Below are 17072 nucleotides of genomic sequence, written 5' to 3'. Positions count from 1 at the left end.
ATGTTTGAGCGGATACCGCCGCTCAGACATCCAACTCCTCCACAAACCGCGCGTTCTCCTGGATATACTGGAACCTCAGTTCCGGCTTCTTGCCCATCAGCCTTTCCACCAGATCGCCGGTTTCCCCCGGCTCATCCTCCTCGATGGACACACGGATTAGCTTGCGGGTCTCCACGTTCATCGTGGTGTCCTTCAGGTCCTTCGCGTCCATCTCTCCCAGACCCTTGAAGCGGGAGACGTCGATCTTGCCCTTGCCGCCCAGACCCTTGGCCAGCCATTCATCGCGTTCCGTGTCGTCCAGGCAATAGACCCGGCGCGCGCCCTGGGTCAGCCGGAAAAGCGGCGGGCAGGCGAGATACAGATGCCCCGCATCGATCATCGGGCGCATCTGGGTGAAGAAAAACGTCATCAGCAGGGAGGCGATATGCGCGCCGTCCACATCCGCGTCGGTCATGATAATGATCTTGTCATAGCGCAGGTCGTCCAGGTTGAACCGCGTGCCCATTCCAACGCCAAGCGCCTGACACAAATCGGAAATCTCGGCGTTCTGGGACATCTTGGAGGAGGCCGCGCCAAGCACGTTCAGGATTTTCCCGCGCAGCGGCAGCAGGGCCTGGGTCTTGCGGTCCCGCGCCATCTTGGCCGAGCCGCCGGCGGAGTCCCCCTCGACGATGAACAGCTCCGTGCCCTCGCGGGCCTGTTGCGAGCAATCCACAAGCTTGCCGGGCAGGCGCAGCTTTTTCGTAGCCGATTTTCGCGCGGTTTCCTTTTCCTGCCGCCGACGCAGCCGTTCCTCCGCCCGCAGGATCAGGAAATCGAGGATCGCGCCCGCCGATTTGGTATCGGCCGCAAGCCAGTTGTCGAAATGGTCCCGCACCGCGCCTTCGATCATCCGCGCGGCCTCGGTTGTGGCCAGACGGTCCTTGGTCTGGCCCACGAATTCGGGCTCCCGGATGAAGCAGGAGACCAGCGCGCAGCCCCCGGTGATCAGGTCGTCGCGGGTGATCTGCGCGGCCTTGCGGTTGCCGGCCAGCTCGCCATAGGCGCGGATACCCTTCAGGATCGCGGCCCAGAACCCCTGTTCATGGGTGCCGCCTTCGGGCGTGGGAACGGTGTTGCAATAGCTCTGGATGAACCCGTCCCGCGACGGCGTCCAGTTGATCGCCCATTCAACACTGCCGGGTTCGCCGAACCGCTCCTGAAACGCGACCTTGCCCGCAAAGGGCCGCTCCGCATAGGTGGAGGCGCCGCCGAGCGTCTCGCCCAGATAATCCGACAGGCCGCCGGGGAAGTGGAACACCGCCTCCGCCGGGGTCTCGCCATCGTCTATCGCTGTTTTCCAGCGGATCTCGACCCCGGAGAACAGATAGGCCTTGGAGCGCACCATCTTCATCATCCGGGCGGGTTTGAACCGGTGCTGGCCGAAAATCTGGTCATCCGCGTGGAAGGTGATGGAGGTGCCGCGCCGGTTCGGCGCGCTGCCTGCCGCGGCCACCGGGCCCTGCGGGAGACCGCGTGAGAACTCCTGCACGAACAACTCGCGATTGCGCGCGACCTCCACCCGCAAATGATCCGACAGCGCGTTGACCACCGACACGCCCACGCCATGCAGCCCGCCCGAGGTCTGATAGGCCTTGCCGGAGAACTTGCCGCCCGCATGCAGCGTGCAGAGGATCACCTCAAGCGCGGACTTGTCGGGGAATTTCGGGTGTGGATCGACGGGGATGCCACGCCCGTTGTCGCGGATCGTGACGGAGTAATCCGAGTTCAGCTCCACCTCGATCCGGGTGGCGTGACCGGCCACCGCCTCGTCCATGGAATTGTCGAGCACTTCGGCCACCAGATGGTGCAGCGCACGCTCATCGGTGCCGCCGATATACATGCCCGGGCGTTTGCGCACCGGCTCCAGACCTTCCAGCACCTCGATGGAGGAGGCATCATAGGCATTCGGATCGGGCGCGCCGGAAAGAAGGTCGTCAGCCATGCATCTGCTCTATCTTGTGTTTGTTGCGCCGTATTAGAGCAGGTTTGGGGGCAGGGGGGAAGTGTCTCCCGTCGCCTCAGCTACAGGCGACCACCAGCGAACTGGGCTCGGTCTCGCGCCGGGCAAAGAACTCCGAGGCGCGGGGCGAACTGCCGTCGATATCGGAGACGGTGCGGATCGACTGGCGGTTGTTGCAGGCGGTGCGCGCGTCCGCGATGCAGTCGCCCGGCACCGAACACCACAGCGCAAGCCCCTGGCTGCCATCGGTTAGCGTGACGGGCACGCCGTTGATCACCGGCGCGGGCGCGGGGTTGGAGGGCACGGGCGTGTAGGTGGTCGATGTGCGGATCGGTCCGGTCTGATACGTGATGCAGCCCGAAAGCGCGATCAGGCTGGTCAACAGAATGGGTCGGATCATGGCTGCTCCCTCCGGTCATTTTCGCCAGAATGACAGGGCGCGGGGCAGATGCAAGCCCCCCGCCGCCCATCGGCCGGTTCCTGCCCGGATTTCAGAAGGACAGAAGGCCCGCGTTATACGCTTCTCCGTTGATCTGCACCGGCCCGCCATTCAGGGTTTCGGCCTCGATATGGACCGGCGGGTGGCCGAGATCGCTGGCAAGCTGGTTGGCGGGCGAATTGGGCAGCAGGTTGACCCGGACACCGCCGCCCGGATTGTCGAAACTGACCCCGCCGCTCGGGTCGTAATGGCCGTCGGCACGCAGATATCCGCCCACCGGCCCGATCGACGCCCCGGCCTCCACCCGCACATCGACACTGCCGTCCCCCTGCACCAGAACATGGGCCGAGAAACCGGGCACCGCCACCGAGAAACCGGAATTCAGGCCCGGGATCAGAATGCCGTATTCGGGCAGATCCTCCTCGCAGCGATAGCTGGTCGGGTAGGGGCGGCCTTCGGTGCAGGCGATCTGGGCGGAGCTGTTTTCGATCTCGTAGGTCACCGACATCAGCCCGCCGATGATCGAGCGGGGGCAGATCTCCTGACAGCGGAAATTGACGTCGCACTGGGTCTGCAGGGCGCGGGAATAGCCGGGCGCGGCTCCGGGCAGCGCCGGCAGGGTTTCCAGCAAGGCCAAACCGTTGGGCTCAAGCAGATGGGCCCGGGCCAGCGCCGCGGCGGCCCCGTCCGCATCGCCCGCAGCGGCCAGCGACCGGGCAAGGTTGGTCCAGTAAAGCGGTTCCTCGGGGGCGAGTTCGGTGGCGCGCCCGCCATGCTCCGCCGCCGCGTCATGCAGCCCCAGCCGCCGGGCTGCATTGCCCAGATTGGTCAGGATCGCGGGCTCGTCCGGCTGTACCGCGTTCGCCGCGACCAGCGCGTCATGGGCGGCCTGCAGCATGGTCTCGGGCCAGGCGTCGGGGGCATCGGCATAAACCTCCATCGCCAGCACACCGAAATTGTTCAGGCTCGCGGCACTGGCCCCGGGCCGTTGGGCCGCGACGCCGAAGAACCATGCGGCCCGGTCGAACTGCCGGCGCGGGTAAAGCAGATGGCCGATCGTGTCCGCGCTCACCCCGTCCGGCAGGCCGATGAGCATCTGGGTGAAGCTTTCGGCCTCTCCTTCGGGGAAGCCCGCGGCCAGTACCGCCAAGGTGGCGGGAATGTCCGCCCCGACTGCGGGCGCGGGGCCGCTGCTCTCCTCCGGTGCGAGCGCCCCGGCTTCGGGCGTCTCCGTCCCGGTATCGGCCGTCTCCTCGGGCGGGGTTGTGCCGGCCTCCTGCGGTGTCTCGGGCGCCGGTGCCGGCTGCGGCGGCTCCGGTTGCGGGGCCGGGACCGGCAGCGGGACGGGCGCGGGGGCCGGGCCGCCCTTCGGGTCCGTCGTACCGACCGCGGGCTCGGTCGGAGGCGGTGCGGGCCGTGGCGCCAGTGGCCCGGTGCCACCTGCGACATTCTTGCCCTCGTCGGGATTGCTCAGCAGTGTCTGGGCCTTCAGATCATCCGCCAGCACGCCGCCGATCACAGCGCAAAGCCCCAGAATGGACAGGCGCATCGACAGACTACGCACTGAATCCCGCACGCCCTGGCTGACAGAATAGGCCATGCCGGTCCCCCCTCAGACGGTCATGTCCGGCCGGAAATACGTGGCCGGTTGTGGAAAACCTATCACATTGATGCTTTTTTCCAAAGATACCGCGTCCGATTTGACACTGATCAAGGTCCGCGCGCGCGGAACGTGACAGGGGCGTGACACCTTTCAGCAAGATCTTTTAGCCAGAATAGAGGTGTCGTGCGATGGAAGACCTTGATCCCGCGACCGCAGGAAATGCGGCAGAGACGGCCAAACCAGCCATTGATACCCTCCCGCGCAAGCGCGGGTTCCCGACCGTGACACCGGATACGATCCGCCACGCGTTCGAGACCGGGGCCTATCCCTACGACACCAAGCTGTCGCGCCGCAGTTACGAGGCGCAGAAAGCCAGACTTCAGGCAGAGATGCTGAAGGTGCAGAAATGGGTGGGCGAAACGGGTCAGAAAATCGTGATCCTGTTCGAAGGCCGCGATGCGGCGGGCAAGGGCGGCACGATCAAGCGTTTCATGGAACATCTGAACCCGCGGGAAGCGCGGGTGGTGGCGCTCAACAAACCCACCGACGAGGAACGCGGGCAGTGGTTTTTCCAGCGCTATATCGAACATCTGCCCACCACAGGCGAAATGGTGTTCTACGATCGCTCCTGGTACAACCGGGCCGGTGTGGAGCGCGTCATGGGCTTCTGTGCGCCGAATGAATATCTGGAGTTCATGCGCCAGACGCCGGATCTGGAGCGGATGATGGTCCGCTCGGGCATCAGGCTCTACAAATACTGGTTTTCCGTCACTCAGGAGGAGCAGCGCGCGCGGTTCGAAAGCCGGCGGCTCGACCCTCTCAAAAGATGGAAACTGTCGCCCATCGACATGGCCAGCCTCGACAAATGGAACGACTATACTGAGGCGAAGGAGGCGATGTTCTTCTACACCGACACCGCCGACGCGCCCTGGACCGTGATCAAGTCGGACGACAAGAAACGCGCACGGCTGAACTGCATGCTGCATTTCCTGGACAGTCTGGACTACCCCGACAAGAACCCCCGGGTCGCGCGGCACCCCGACCCGCTGATTGTGGGCCGTGCGGCCCATGTGATCCACAAGGCGGACCACATCCTTGGCACTTCGTTGCATCCGGATGCCCGTCGCGGCGGATGACTGCGGAGAGCGGCGGCGCCAAGCACTGGCCCGGGCGCAGAAAAAACGCCGCTATTTCGGGTGGAATATCAGGGCCGTGGCGGTGTGTCGGGGCGTCAGACGGTGTGGATGTCGCTGAAGAACTGCTCGATGACGGCATCATCGACAATGTTCCGCTGGTAGGCCACCGAAGCCACCGCGACCAGTTCGGCCATCTGCGCATCTGTCAGGGTGCCCGCGTTCATCGCCGAGATGCCATTTTCCAGCGCGGTAAGAATGGCCGAGTTGGTCATCTCGTTGGCGTTGGTGAACAACTGCTCCGCCTGCGCGACGGTGAGTAGGTCTTGCTGATAGAAGGGTTCGAAATGGGCAGAGGTGAACTGGACGAAGGAATCCGATATCTGCTGCGTCCGCAGCTGAGCCTCAAGATCCGACGCAAGCTCGCCGATACTGCCTTCCAGAACGTCGGTCGCCGCAACGGCCATCGAGACGGCCGCAGCGGACAGCACAACCCAGTCCACAGTGATGGCGCCGCTTTCATCGCGGAAAAACTGTCTAAAAAATTCAGACATTTTTCATCAACCTCACCACATTCAATCAAAGACAGTACATGCCCCAAAATATGGGCATAATTGTGGCCGATTGTTGATCAGCGCCACAACAATGAACCAGGTTTTGCGAAACAATGGCTTGGGCAGGTGTCTGCCGGCGCGCGGTTCGGGCGGTTGCGGCGGGCCGCCGAAGGGTCCTATATCGCGCTTATGACGCGATCGTTTCTGCGCTCTCTCGCCCTGTCGGCCTTCCTGGCATCGGCCCCCACTCTGGCGGGCGCGCATCCGCATATCTTCATCGATGCGGGGCTCGACCTGATCCATGATGATGACGGCAGCCTTGTCGAGGTGCGGGTGACATGGCGCTATGACGAGCTTTACTCGCTTCTGATCCTTCAGGATTATGGGTTGGACCCGGATTTCGATGGCGTTCTGACCGAAGACGAGATTGCCCGGACCCTTGGTTTCGATCTCAACTGGGGCGCGGGGTTCGAGGGGGGGCTGACCCTCTCGGCGGATGGCGCCGTGCTGGATATCGGCGCACCCGAACCGGTCAGCCTGAGCCTGACCGACGGACATCTGGAAACCACCCACCGCCGTCCCGTCACCGGCGCGGCCTCCGGGGCTCTGCCGCTGGAGGCGGCGATCTACGATCCCGAATTCTACATCGCCTTCGAGATGACGCTGCCGATGGCGATCTCCGGGCGCGACGGCTGCACCCCCCGGCTGGTGCGCGCCGATCTGGATGCCGCCTATGCCACGCTTCAGGCCGAGATCGAGCGGATCGGCGGCGCGGTTTCCGCCGAAGACAATTTTCCCGCCGTGGGCGCGGTCTTCGCCGACCGGGTGGTGGTGACATGCGCCGCGCCCTGATCCTGCTCGCCGCTCTTCTGGCCGTCGGGCTGGCGGCGCTGGTCCTGACCGGGGCCGACGACATGCTTCTGCGCTGGGCCATGGAGGAGCAGCGCGACACCCAGAACGCGCTGGCCCGGGCTCTGCGCGCGCTCCGCGCGGGCGATCCCGGCGCCATGGCCGCCTTTGCAGCGCTCTGTTTCGCCTACGGGTTCTTTCATGCCGCGGGCCCCGGCCACGGCAAGATCCTGATCGGCGGCTATGGCGCGGCGCGGCGGGTGGGGCCCTGGCGTCTGTCGGGCATCGCGCTTCTGTCGAGCCTTGCACAGGCTCTGACCGCCATTCTGCTTGTTGCGGCGGGTCTCTGGGTTCTGGGATGGAGCCGCGAGCGGATGACCGGCCTTGCCGAAGACAGTTTCGCGCCACTCAGCTTCGCACTGGTGGCCCTTGTGGGGCTGTGGCTGGCCTGGCGCGGGGCCCGCGCGCTGGGTGGCGGTCATGCCCATGCCCATGCCCGTGCCCATGCTCCCGGGCCCGATGGTCTCTGCACGACCTGCGGGCATGCCCATGCGCCCGCGCCCGCGGATCTGGAGCGGGCCACCGGCTGGCGCGATACGGCCATGCTTGTGGGCGCGGTGGCCGTCCGGCCCTGCACCGGCGCGCTTTTCGTCCTGATCCTCACCGCGCAGATGGGCATCTTCGCCACCGGCATCGCCGGTGCGCTGGCCATGGGGCTTGGCACCGCAAGCGTGACCGTGGCCGTGGCCATCGCCGCCGTGACCCTGCGGGAGGGCGCGCTGGCCAGCCTGCCGGGCAGCGCGGCCATCGCCCGGGTGCAGCCGATGATCGAGCTTGGGGCAGGCATCGTCATCGCGCTTCTGGCGGGCCGTCTGGCGCTCGGCGTGATTTAGCCAACGCGCACCTTGGCAAGTCCGTCAACCCCGGATAAGCCCGGATCGTCATGTCTCCGTTCCGCACACATATGCGCGCCACGCTCACGCTTGGCCTGCCGCTCATTGGCGGCCAGCTGGCCCAGATATCCATCGGGCTGACCGACACGATCATGGTCGGCTGGTACGGTGTGCCCGAACTGGCCGCCGTGGCGCTCGGCGCGTCCTATTTCCACATCGTTCTGGTCGTCGGTCTGGGCTTCGCCCTTGCGGTGATGCCGATGGTGGCCGCCGCCGTCGCCAATGACGACAAGACGCAGGTCCGCCGGGTGACCCGCATGGGTCTCTGGATCGCGGTGCTCTTCAGTCTGGCCACCTTGCCGGTCTTCTGGTTTTCCGGCCCGCTTCTGCTGGCCCTCGGGCAGGAGCCGCAGGTCGCCGCCGACACGCAATCCTATCTGCGCATCGCGGGCGGCGCGATAGGGTTCGCGGTGATGTTTCTGGTGCTGCGAAGCCACTTGTCGGCACTGGAACACACCAAGGTCGTGCTGTGGTCCACGCTGGCCGGTGTGGTCATGAACGTGGCGCTGAACTGGGTGCTGATCTTCGGCAATCTGGGCGCGCCCGAACTGGGCCTGCAGGGCGCGGCCATCGCGTCGCTCGGCACCAACGCGGTGATGATGACCATCATCGCCGTCTATGCGGCCCGTGCGCGGGGCGTCGCCGAATACGATCTCTTCGCCCGGCTCTGGCGCCCCGACTGGGAGGCGTTCGGCCAGGTCTTTCGCCTTGGCTGGCCCATCGCGCTGACGCTGCTGTCCGAAGGGGGGCTGTTCATTGCCACCATGATCATGATGGGCTGGATCGGCACGCTGGAACTGGCCGCACACGGGGTTGCGCTCCAGATCGTCTCGGTCACCTTCATGGTGCATGTGGGGCTCAGCTCGGCGGCAACGGTGCGCGCCGGCCACGCCTGGGGGCGCAGCGACGTCTCCGCCTTGCGCCATGTGGCCATCGCCGCGCTGACCCTCTCGGCGATCATGGTCGCGCTGACCATCGTTCTGTTCCTCGCCCTGCCGGAACCGCTGATGTCGGTTTTCGTCGATCCCGCCGATCCGCTCAGGCCGCAGATCATCGCCATCGGCTCGGGGCTGCTGGCGGTGGCGACGCTGTTCCAGCTGGCCGATGCGGCCCAGATCATGGCGCTCGGCCTTCTGCGCGGGGTGCAGGACACGCGCCTGCCGATGCTCTACGCGGTCTTCAGCTACTGGCTGATCGGCATCCCCTGCAGCTATCTGTTCGGGTTCCTCCTTGGCATGGGCGCGGTGGGGATCTGGCTCGGTCTGGTGGTGGGGCTGGCCTTTGCGGGCGCGTTGATGATGGCGCGGTTCTGGCGCGGCCCGGCCCGGCTGACAAACCCGGCCTGACCATGACCGGGCAAGGCGCGTGGCGGAAACCGCCGCGCCCCGCCTGCCAAGTGTTTCTTCCCGCCGGCGGCACCCGCCACCAGCCGCAGCTTCGGATGGGTGCCACGTTCAGGCCGACAGGCCGCCCAGCACCCGCGCCCAGGCCCGGATACCGCGATGGAAGCTGCTCAGATTGTACTTCTCGTTCGGCGAATGCACCGCGTCGTCATCATTGCCGAACCCGGCCAGCAGCGCGTCCATGCCCAGATGGCTCTTGAAATATCCCGCCACCGGAATCGAGCCGCCACAGCCGATGAAGGCCGCCGGTTTCGGCCATTCCGCCGACAGCGCCGCCCGCGCCACCTCGAAGGCGGGATGGCCGGTATCCATATGGCCGGCGGGGGAGGCGCCGTGATCGGTGAAGCTCACCTCGCAATCGGCTGGCAGCCGCTCCCGCACCCAGGCCCGGAAACTCTCGCGCAGCTTCAGCGGATCCTGACCGCTCACCAGCCGGAAACTGACCTTGGCATGCGCCTCCGATGGCAGGACGGTCTTGAACCCCGCGCCCGTGTAGCCGCCCCAGATCCCGTTGATCTCCGCCGTGGGCCGGGACCAGATCATCTCAAGACCAGACCGCCCGGCTTCGCCCGCTTTCCCGGACAATCCGACATCGCCCAGAAACCGCGCTTCGTCAAAGCCGAGCGCGTCCCACTGCGCCTTCAACTCGGGCGACAGCTCGGCCACATCGTCGTAGAAGCCCGGCACCTGAATGACGCCGTTGTCGTCATGCAGCCCGGCCAGAACCCTGGTCAGCGCCCGGATCGGGTTCATCGCGATCCCGCCATACATCCCCGAATGCAGGTCGAGTGACGGGCCGGTGACGCGGATTTCCTCCCCCAGAAGCCCGCGCAACTGCGTGACGATTGCCGGCGTTTCGGGGTCGAAGAGCCCGGTGTCGCAGATCAGCGCGATATCGGCGCGCAGTTCGTCGGCGTTTTCCTCCAGAAACGGGATCAGCGAGGGGGATCCGCTTTCCTCCTCCCCTTCGAAGAAGATCGTCACCCGGGCGGGCAGGGTCCCCGTCTCCGCCTTCCAGGCACGGCAGGCCTCCACGAAGGTCATCAGCTGGCCCTTGTCGTCGGCCGCACCGCGGCCGCGAATGACCTTGCCCTTGGGCGTCTCCTCGATCGCGGGATCGAACGGATCGCGATGCCACAGATCCAGCGGGTCCACCGGCTGCACGTCGTAATGCCCGTAGAACAGAACGTGCGGGCCGTCCCCGCCGCCATGGGCCACAACCATCGGGTGGCCGGGCGTGGGCCGCGCCGAGGCGTCGAAGCCAAGCGCGGTCAGCTCCCGCACCAACCAGTCCGCGGCCTTGCTGCAATCCGCCTTGAAGGCCGGATCGGTGGAAATCGAAGGAATGCGCAGCAGTTCCATCAATCGGCCGGTGGCGGCATCCAGATCGGCATCGACTCGGGCAAGAACGGCATCAAGCGACATGGGGGTGTTTCCTTTGGGTCAGGCGGTTTCGCCGAACATTACGCTGCTCCTGCCCGGTGTCCAGCGGTTGCCGGAGCCGGGCCGATCCGCTACATCGCGCGACACCGGCCCGCCCGACGGGCGGAGGCGCCGGAACGCCACCGGCGGAGAGTTTTGAAAGCAGCAAGAGGAGCGGAGACATGCGCGCCATCATCGGAGCAGTTGCGATTGCGGCCCTGGGCTTGCCGGTTCTGGCCCAAAGCCTGCCGACCGGCCGGGAGGCGCAGCGGATGCTGTTTTCGCCTCGCGGCCAGGCCGAGGGCGTGGTCATCCCCCATGAGAGCCTGAACGCGGCCGAAATCGCGCTGCTGGGCGGGGCGATCGACGAGGGCCTGCTGCCGGATATGCTCTATTACGGCGCTCTGGCGATTGCGCCGGATGCGGGGCTGGCCAACCCGGCCACGACCGCCGCCGTCGGAAACTACCACGACGAGGCCGCGGCGCGCGACGCCGCACTGGCCCAATGCGAAGCGGGCCGGGAGGAGGGCGCGGACTGCGTGGTGGTTCTGGTCGTGCGTCCGCGCGGCTGGGAGCCGGGCGCGGCCCTGCAGCTCAGCGCGTCGGCCAGCGCGGTCTTGCGCGGCGACTACCGGCGCGCCGACCGCCCGAAGGTCTTCGCGATATCGCCGGCCACCGGAGCCTGGGGGATAGGCGATACGGAGACATCCGCGAATGCCGCCTGCGGGCAGGCGGATTGCCGTGCCGTCATCGCCGATTGACGTGCGGTTTCCGCCGCTTGCTTGATACATGTCAAAGTACACAGCGCGGCAATTTGTAACTTGGCCATGACAGCCCCGCCGCCATAAGTCAGCGGCAGAAGAAAGAGATGGCCGTTCGCTCGGGGCGGCGGGAAAAGACAGCCAGCGTCTTTGGGTCAGGTCCCGGATCGTAGTCCGGAACCCACCCGGAAGGGAGACAGCCAGTGAACTACGACAGCGCGCTTGATACAGCCCTGAACCGTCTGCATGACGAAGGGCGCTATCGGACCTTCATCGATATCGAGCGGCGGCGCGGTCAGTTCCCCCACGCGGTCTGGACCCGGCCCGACGGCTCCACACAGGAGATCACCGTCTGGTGCGGCAACGACTATCTGGGCATGGGGCAGCACCCGGTCGTTCTCGACGCGATGAAAGAGGCGCTGGAGGCCACCGGCGCGGGCTCGGGCGGCACGCGCAACATCTCGGGCACGACAGTCTATCATAAGGCGCTGGAGGCCGAGCTTGCGGATCTGCACGCCAAGGAGGCGGCCCTTGTCTTCACCTCCGCCTATATCGCGAACGACGCGACGCTGAGCACGCTGCCCAAGCTGTTTCCGGGCCTCATCATCTATTCCGATGCGCTGAACCATGCCTCGATGATCGAAGGGGTCCGCCGCAATGGCGGCGCCAAGCGCATCTTCCGCCATAATGACATGGACCACCTGCGCGAGCTGATGGCCGCCGACGACCCGGACGCGCCGAAACTGATCGCCTTCGAATCGATCTATTCCATGGATGGCGATTTCGGCCCGATCGAGCAGGTCTGCGATCTGGCCGACGAATTCGGCGCGCTGACCTATATCGACGAGGTGCATGCCGTGGGCATGTACGGACCGCGCGGCGCGGGCGTGGCGGAGCGTGACGGCCTGATGGACCGGATCGACATCATCAACGGCACCCTGGGCAAGGCCTATGGCGTGATGGGAGGCTATATCGCGGCAAGCGCAAAAATGTGCGATGCCATAAGGTCTTATGCGCCGGGCTTCATCTTCACCACCTCGATCCCGCCGGCCATTGCCGCCGGGGCGGCCGCCTCCGTGCGCCATCTGAAGACCGACCAGACCCGCCGCGATCTGCAACAGGAACGCGCCAGGGTGCTGAAGATGCGCCTGAAGGGGATGGGCCTGCCGATCATCGATCACGGCTCCCATATCGTGCCGGTGATCGTGGGCGATCCGGTCCATACCAAGAAGATCTCCGACATGCTTCTGGCCGATTACGGGATCTACGTGCAGCCGATCAACTACCCGACAGTGCCGCGCGGCACCGAGCGGCTGCGGTTCACCCCGTCGCCGGTCCATGATCCGAAAATGCTCGACGGGCTGGTGCGTGCCATGGACGGGCTCTGGAGCCATTGTGCGCTAAATCGTGCCGAGTTGAGCGCCTGAGCCTTTTTCTGCTGGTGCACAGGCTTCTCCCTTTGTGATAAGGTGTTTCAAACGCGGGTGATTGGGGAATCACCCGTTCGGGGATGATGACGCCGAACCAACAATGCGGGCCCGATCCGCCGATTGGTGGAACAGGGTCCGGATAAACGCGCGGGGCAGGGCCGGTATGGGCCATGACAGGGTAGAACATCAGGTGCCGGGTGTACCGTTCGAGGAGTTTGCAGCTCTCGACGTGCCCTTGGGAGATCTGATGCGCGGCGAGCGCGCGACGCTCGGCAAATCCCTCCTTGATGTCGAACGCGAACTGAAGATCAAGGCCGCCTATATCGCAGCCATAGAAAACGCTGATCTTTCTGTCTTCTCCTCACAGGGTTTCATCGCTGGTTACGTGCGCTCCTACGCGCGGTATCTGGGGCTCGATCCCGAATGGACCTTCGAGAGATTTTGCCGCGAAAGCGGGTTTTCCGGCGTACACGGGTTTTCCGCCCGTCAGGCCGGGCTTGCCAAGCGCTCGCTGGCCGAAGCGCCTGGGCGTGTCGACCCCAATGACGTGATCAGGGCCGCGCGGGTCTCCTTCGCGCCGGAGCGCGAAAGCGTGTTCTCGAAGGTGGAGCCCGGTGCGATGGGCTCGGCACTTGTGCTGATCGCGCTGGTCGTCGGCATCGGCTACGGCGCCTGGGCGGTGCTGAACGACATTCAGCGCCTGCAATTCGCGCCCGTCGAACAGGCCCCCGATACGCTGGCCACGCTGGCGCCGCTCGGCGGCGCGGTCGATGGCAATTTCGGCGCCGACCTGCCCGATGATGTGGCCACCGCCGTTCCCGCCGCCGACGCGCTCGACCGGCTTTACCGCCCTCAGGCGCTGGATGTGCCGGTCATGACCCCGCGCGACCAGCCGCTTGCCACGCTCGACCCCGACGAGGTCGGGGCGCTGGCGCCGGCGGTGCACCGTCTGACCGGCGATCCGCTGCCCCTTGCCGACACCCCGCCCACGGGCAGTCAGGTGCAGGTGACCGAACGCACCGGGGACGAGGTGATGCTGTTTGCCGTCCGCCCCTCCTGGGTGCGCGTCACATCGGCCTCCGGTACGGTGATCTACGAAGGCACGCTGAACGCGGGCGACAGCTATGTGCTGCCGGCATCTGAAGTGCCGCCGACCTTGCGCGCGGGCAATTCCGGCTCGCTCTATTTCGCGGTGAACGGCGTCACCATGGGCCCTGCCGGGCCCGGAACCTCCGTGGCGCGCGATGTGGTCCTTTCCGCCGATGCGATCTCGGAGGCCTATGTGATGGCCGATGCCACGACCGACCCGGATCTGGCCGAGGTGGCCGCCCTGGTTCTGAGCGACGCGCCCCAGGCCGAGGAATGAGGCCCGAGGGCGTTGTGCCTGCGGCCCGGTCGGCCTATCTTTCAATCTGACTGTCACGCCGATCCGACGGAGTTTTCGCGCATGTCGCATAATCCGATCCGCCCATGGCGCAATATCGATCGCCGGAAGACCCGGCAGATCCATGTGGGCAATGTGCCTGTGGGCGGCGACGCCCCGATTACCGTGCAGACCATGACGAACACGCTGACCACGGATATCAAAGGCACGATCGCTCAGGTTCAGGCCTGCGCGGAGGCGGGCGCCGATATCGTCCGCGTCTCGGTCCCGGATCAGGCGTCCTCCAGGGCGCTGAAGGAGATCGTGGCCGAAAGCCCGGTGCCGATCGTTGCGGATATCCATTTCCACTACAAGCGCGGCATCGAAGCGGCGGAGGCCGGGGCGGCCTGCCTGCGGATCAACCCCGGCAATATCGGCGACGAAAGCCGGGTGAAAGAGGTCATTCAGGCGGCTCGCGACAACAATTGCTCGATGCGGATCGGGGTGAATGCGGGATCCCTGGAAAAGCACCTGCTGGACAAATATGGCGAGCCATGTCCCGACGCGATGGTGGAATCCGGTCTCGATCACATCAAGATCCTCGAAGACAACGACTTCCTGAACTTCAAGATCTCCATGAAGGCGTCGGACGTGTTCATGACGGTCGCGGCTTATCAGATGCTGGCCGAACAGACCGATGCGCCTTTCCATCTGGGCATCACCGAAGCCGGGGGTTTTGTCGGCGGAACCGTGAAATCGGCCATCGGGCTGGGCAATCTGCTCTGGGCGGGGCTTGGGGACACGATGCGGGTCAGTCTTTCCGCCGATCCGGTCGAAGAGGTGAAAATCGGCTTCGAAATCCTGAAATCCCTTGGCCTGCGCCATCGCGGGGTCAACATCATTTCCTGCCCGTCCTGTGCGCGGCAGGGGTTTGACGTGATCAGGACGGTCGAGGCGCTGGAGCAGCGTCTGGAACACATCAAGACCCCGATGAGCCTCAGCATCATCGGCTGCGTGGTCAACGGCCCGGGTGAGGCACTGATGACCGATGTGGGTTTCACCGGCGGCGGGGCCGGCAGCGGCATGGTCTATCTTGCGGGCAAGCAGAGCCACAAGCTGTCCAATGACGAGATGATCGAGCATATCGTCGAACAGGTGGAAAAAAAGGCCGCCGAGCTTGAGCAAACCCGCGCCGCCGAAGACGCCGCAAGCCAGGCTGCGGAGTAGCGCGGGCAGGGACACGTATCCTGCCGCCACAACTGGCGGGCGGAAATAGGGGCAGCCCCGGGGGGCCACCCCACACGTGATGAAATGATCTTACCCCAGGGGAAACTCCGCGGGGGCCGTGCCGGGGGCCCTCAGGTCTCCGGCCCCCGACAATCTGCCTGAGGGAACAAGGGTCCCGGCTCTGCGCTGCTGGGGGCCAGCACGGGGGGCCGGGTAGGGCAGACTGCCGCGGACCGGAGGGCCAAGGCAGGCAGGGCCGACTCTGCCGACGAACATGTCAGCCACGTAAAGCCGCGGTGACATCTGCATAATCATCCCGGTCCGGCCCCCGAAACCTGTGGATAAGCGGCCCTCGCCCGGCCGCGCGTCCGTCGCATGCCGTGTTCCTGCGTCCGCGCTCCTGGCGGCCCTTGCGACGGCGGGACCGAGAATTCCGATACACCTTGGGCGGAAAAGGCCGTAGTCTGGGCCGGAGACAACTGTGAAGGACCACCCCCATGGCGCTTCTGGCCGATCTGCCGCGCAACGAAGACGGGATTGCCGCGGCTCTGGGTATCCTCGCCCAACGGTTCGGACCGCGTATGGATACGGGCCGCGCGCTGCGCGAACAGCATGGCCACACCACGACATGGCTGAAAAACCAGCCCCCCGACGCGGTTGTCTTCCCTCATTCGACCGACGAGGTGCAGGAGATCGTGCGCATCTGCGCCACCCACCGCGTGCCGATCATTCCCTTCGGCACCGGCACCTCGCTGGAGGGCCATGTGAACGCCCCCGCCGGGGGGATCAGCGTCGATCTCAGCCAGATGGACCGGATCCTCGCCGTGCATCCCGAGGATATGGATGTGGTGATCGAGCCCGGCGTGACCCGCAAGGCGCTGAACACCCATCTGCGCGACACGGGCCTTTTCTTTCCCATCGATCCCGGCGCCGATGCCTCGCTCGGCGGGATGGCCGCGACCAATGCCTCGGGCACCAATGCGGTCCGCTACGGCACGATGAAGGACAATGTGTTGGCGCTGAAAGCGGTCCTGCCCTCGGGTGAGGTGCTGCAAACCGCCACGCGCGCCCGCAAGACCTCCGCGGGCTACGATCTGACCCGGCTGATGGTCGGCTCCGAAGGCACGCTTGGCCTGATCACCGAACTGACGCTGCGTCTGCAGGGCATTCCGGAGGCAATCTCCGCGGCCACCTGTTCCTTTCCGAGCGTGGAGGCCGCCTGCAACACGGTGATCGCGACCATCCAGTACGGTCTGCCCGTGGCCCGGATCGAACTGCTGGATGCGCTGACCGTCCGGGGCGTCAACGCCTATTCCCGGCTCAGCCTGCCCGAAACGCCGCTTCTGTTGGTGGAGTTTCACGGCTCGCCCGCGGGCGTGGCCGAACAGGCCGCCGCCTTTGGCGAGATCGCGGACGAGTTCGGTGCGGGCGGGTTCGAGGCGACGACGCTTGAGGAAGAGCGCAACCGCCTGTGGCAGGCGCGTCATGATGCCTATTGGGCCTCGCTTGCGCTGCGCCCGGGAGCGAAGGGCATCTCCACCGATGTCTGCGTTCCGGTCTCGCGCCTTGCCGATTGCGTGACCGCGGCGCAGGATAAGACCGCCGAGATGGGCTTTGTCGCCCCGGTCGTGGGCCATGTGGGCGATGGCAACTTCCATGTCCTTCTGCTGATCGACATGGACGACACCGCCGAGGTTGCACGGGCCGAAAACTTCGTCGGCTGGCTGAGCGATCTGGCCATCTCGATGGACGGCACCTGCACCGGCGAACACGGGATCGGGCAGGGCAAGGCACCCTATCTGGTCCGGGAACTGGGCGACCCCGCGATGCAGGTTATGGCGGCGATAAAGGCGGGCATCGACCCGTATAACATTCTCAACCCCGGCAAGATCGGCCTGCCGACCTGACATGCCCCCTATCCCCTGCACTCCAA

Annotated in this window: 14 protein-coding genes; 9 read left to right on the top strand and 5 right to left on the bottom strand. The window is 65.7% G+C overall.

The features are described 5' to 3' along the window. Window positions 1–22: 22 nt before the first annotated feature. The 3 genes from parE to D9R08_RS19230 form a co-directional block, all read right to left on the bottom strand. Window positions 23–1984, bottom strand: coding sequence for a DNA topoisomerase IV subunit B (parE, locus tag D9R08_RS10905; protein WP_121898084.1), 1962 nt, complete (start codon window positions 1982–1984; stop codon window positions 23–25). A gap of 76 nt (window positions 1985–2060) precedes the next feature. Beyond that, window positions 2061–2402 (bottom strand): hypothetical protein, encoded by a 342-nt coding sequence (locus tag D9R08_RS10900; RefSeq protein WP_121898083.1) that lies wholly within the window; start codon window positions 2400–2402, stop codon window positions 2061–2063. Between the two features lie 91 nt (window positions 2403–2493). After that, window positions 2494–4041: a hypothetical protein gene (locus D9R08_RS19230; RefSeq protein ID WP_199709332.1), complete on the bottom strand. Its 1548-nt coding sequence runs from the start codon at window positions 4039–4041 to the stop codon at window positions 2494–2496. Between the two features lie 191 nt (window positions 4042–4232). On the opposite strand from D9R08_RS19230, the gene ppk2 reads away from it, so the two are divergent. Next, on the top strand, window positions 4233–5180 hold the full coding sequence (gene ppk2 / locus D9R08_RS10890) for a polyphosphate kinase 2 (protein ID WP_121898082.1): 948 nt from the start codon (window positions 4233–4235) through the stop codon (window positions 5178–5180). Between the two features lie 95 nt (window positions 5181–5275). Here the strand turns inward: ppk2 and D9R08_RS10885 are convergent, their stop codons facing one another. After that, window positions 5276–5731 (bottom strand): hypothetical protein, encoded by a 456-nt coding sequence (locus tag D9R08_RS10885; protein WP_121898081.1) that lies wholly within the window; start codon window positions 5729–5731, stop codon window positions 5276–5278. A 126-nt stretch (window positions 5732–5857) separates the two neighbouring features. On the opposite strand from D9R08_RS10885, the gene D9R08_RS10880 reads away from it, so the two are divergent. From D9R08_RS10880 to D9R08_RS10870, 3 genes are all read left to right on the top strand, one after another. Continuing rightward, window positions 5858–6583 (top strand): DUF1007 family protein, encoded by a 726-nt coding sequence (locus tag D9R08_RS10880; RefSeq protein WP_147450662.1) that lies wholly within the window; start codon window positions 5858–5860, stop codon window positions 6581–6583. Further along, window positions 6568–7473 carry a nickel/cobalt transporter gene (locus tag D9R08_RS10875; RefSeq protein WP_121898079.1) on the top strand — a complete coding sequence of 302 codons (906 nt, stop codon included), beginning with the start codon at window positions 6568–6570 and terminating at the stop codon, window positions 7471–7473. The genes D9R08_RS10880 and D9R08_RS10875 overlap by 16 nt, the downstream gene beginning before the upstream one ends. A gap of 71 nt (window positions 7474–7544) precedes the next feature. After that, window positions 7545–8879 carry an MATE family efflux transporter gene (locus D9R08_RS10870; RefSeq protein ID WP_233557418.1) on the top strand — a complete coding sequence of 445 codons (1335 nt, stop codon included), beginning with the start codon at window positions 7545–7547 and terminating at the stop codon, window positions 8877–8879. 108 nt (window positions 8880–8987) lie between these two features. Here D9R08_RS10870 and D9R08_RS10865 read toward each other — a convergent pair whose 3' ends face one another. Then, the gene (locus D9R08_RS10865) at window positions 8988–10361 is read right to left on the bottom strand and encodes a M20/M25/M40 family metallo-hydrolase (RefSeq protein WP_121898077.1); all 1374 of its coding nucleotides are present in this window, start codon (window positions 10359–10361) and stop codon (window positions 8988–8990) included. 179 nt (window positions 10362–10540) lie between these two features. On the opposite strand from D9R08_RS10865, the gene D9R08_RS10860 reads away from it, so the two are divergent. The 5 genes from D9R08_RS10860 to D9R08_RS10840 all read left to right on the top strand — a co-directional run bounded on the left by D9R08_RS10860 (window position 10541) and on the right by D9R08_RS10840 (window position 17046). After that, window positions 10541–11119 carry a 5-aminolevulic acid synthase gene (locus D9R08_RS10860; protein ID WP_121898076.1) on the top strand — a complete coding sequence of 193 codons (579 nt, stop codon included), beginning with the start codon at window positions 10541–10543 and terminating at the stop codon, window positions 11117–11119. Window positions 11120–11322: 203 nt separating this feature from the next. After that, the gene (gene hemA, locus D9R08_RS10855; protein WP_121898075.1) at window positions 11323–12546 is read left to right on the top strand and encodes a 5-aminolevulinate synthase; all 1224 of its coding nucleotides are present in this window, start codon (window positions 11323–11325) and stop codon (window positions 12544–12546) included. Window positions 12547–12649: 103 nt separating this feature from the next. Then, complete coding sequence (locus D9R08_RS10850) at window positions 12650–13915, top strand: helix-turn-helix domain-containing protein (RefSeq protein ID WP_325048882.1); 1266 nt, start codon at window positions 12650–12652, stop codon at window positions 13913–13915. 81 nt (window positions 13916–13996) lie between these two features. After that, window positions 13997–15139, top strand: coding sequence for a flavodoxin-dependent (E)-4-hydroxy-3-methylbut-2-enyl-diphosphate synthase (gene ispG, locus D9R08_RS10845; protein WP_121898074.1), 1143 nt, complete (start codon window positions 13997–13999; stop codon window positions 15137–15139). A 497-nt stretch (window positions 15140–15636) separates the two neighbouring features. After that, a complete protein-coding gene (locus D9R08_RS10840; RefSeq protein WP_121898073.1) occupies window positions 15637–17046 on the top strand; it encodes an FAD-binding oxidoreductase in 1410 nt (469 codons plus the stop codon). Window positions 17047–17072: the final 26 nt, after the last annotated feature.

This window comes from Rhodophyticola porphyridii (assembly GCF_003688285.1).
Classification (GTDB): domain Bacteria; phylum Pseudomonadota; class Alphaproteobacteria; order Rhodobacterales; family Rhodobacteraceae; genus Rhodophyticola; species Rhodophyticola porphyridii.
This window is presented reverse-complemented; position numbering and strand designations above follow the sequence as displayed.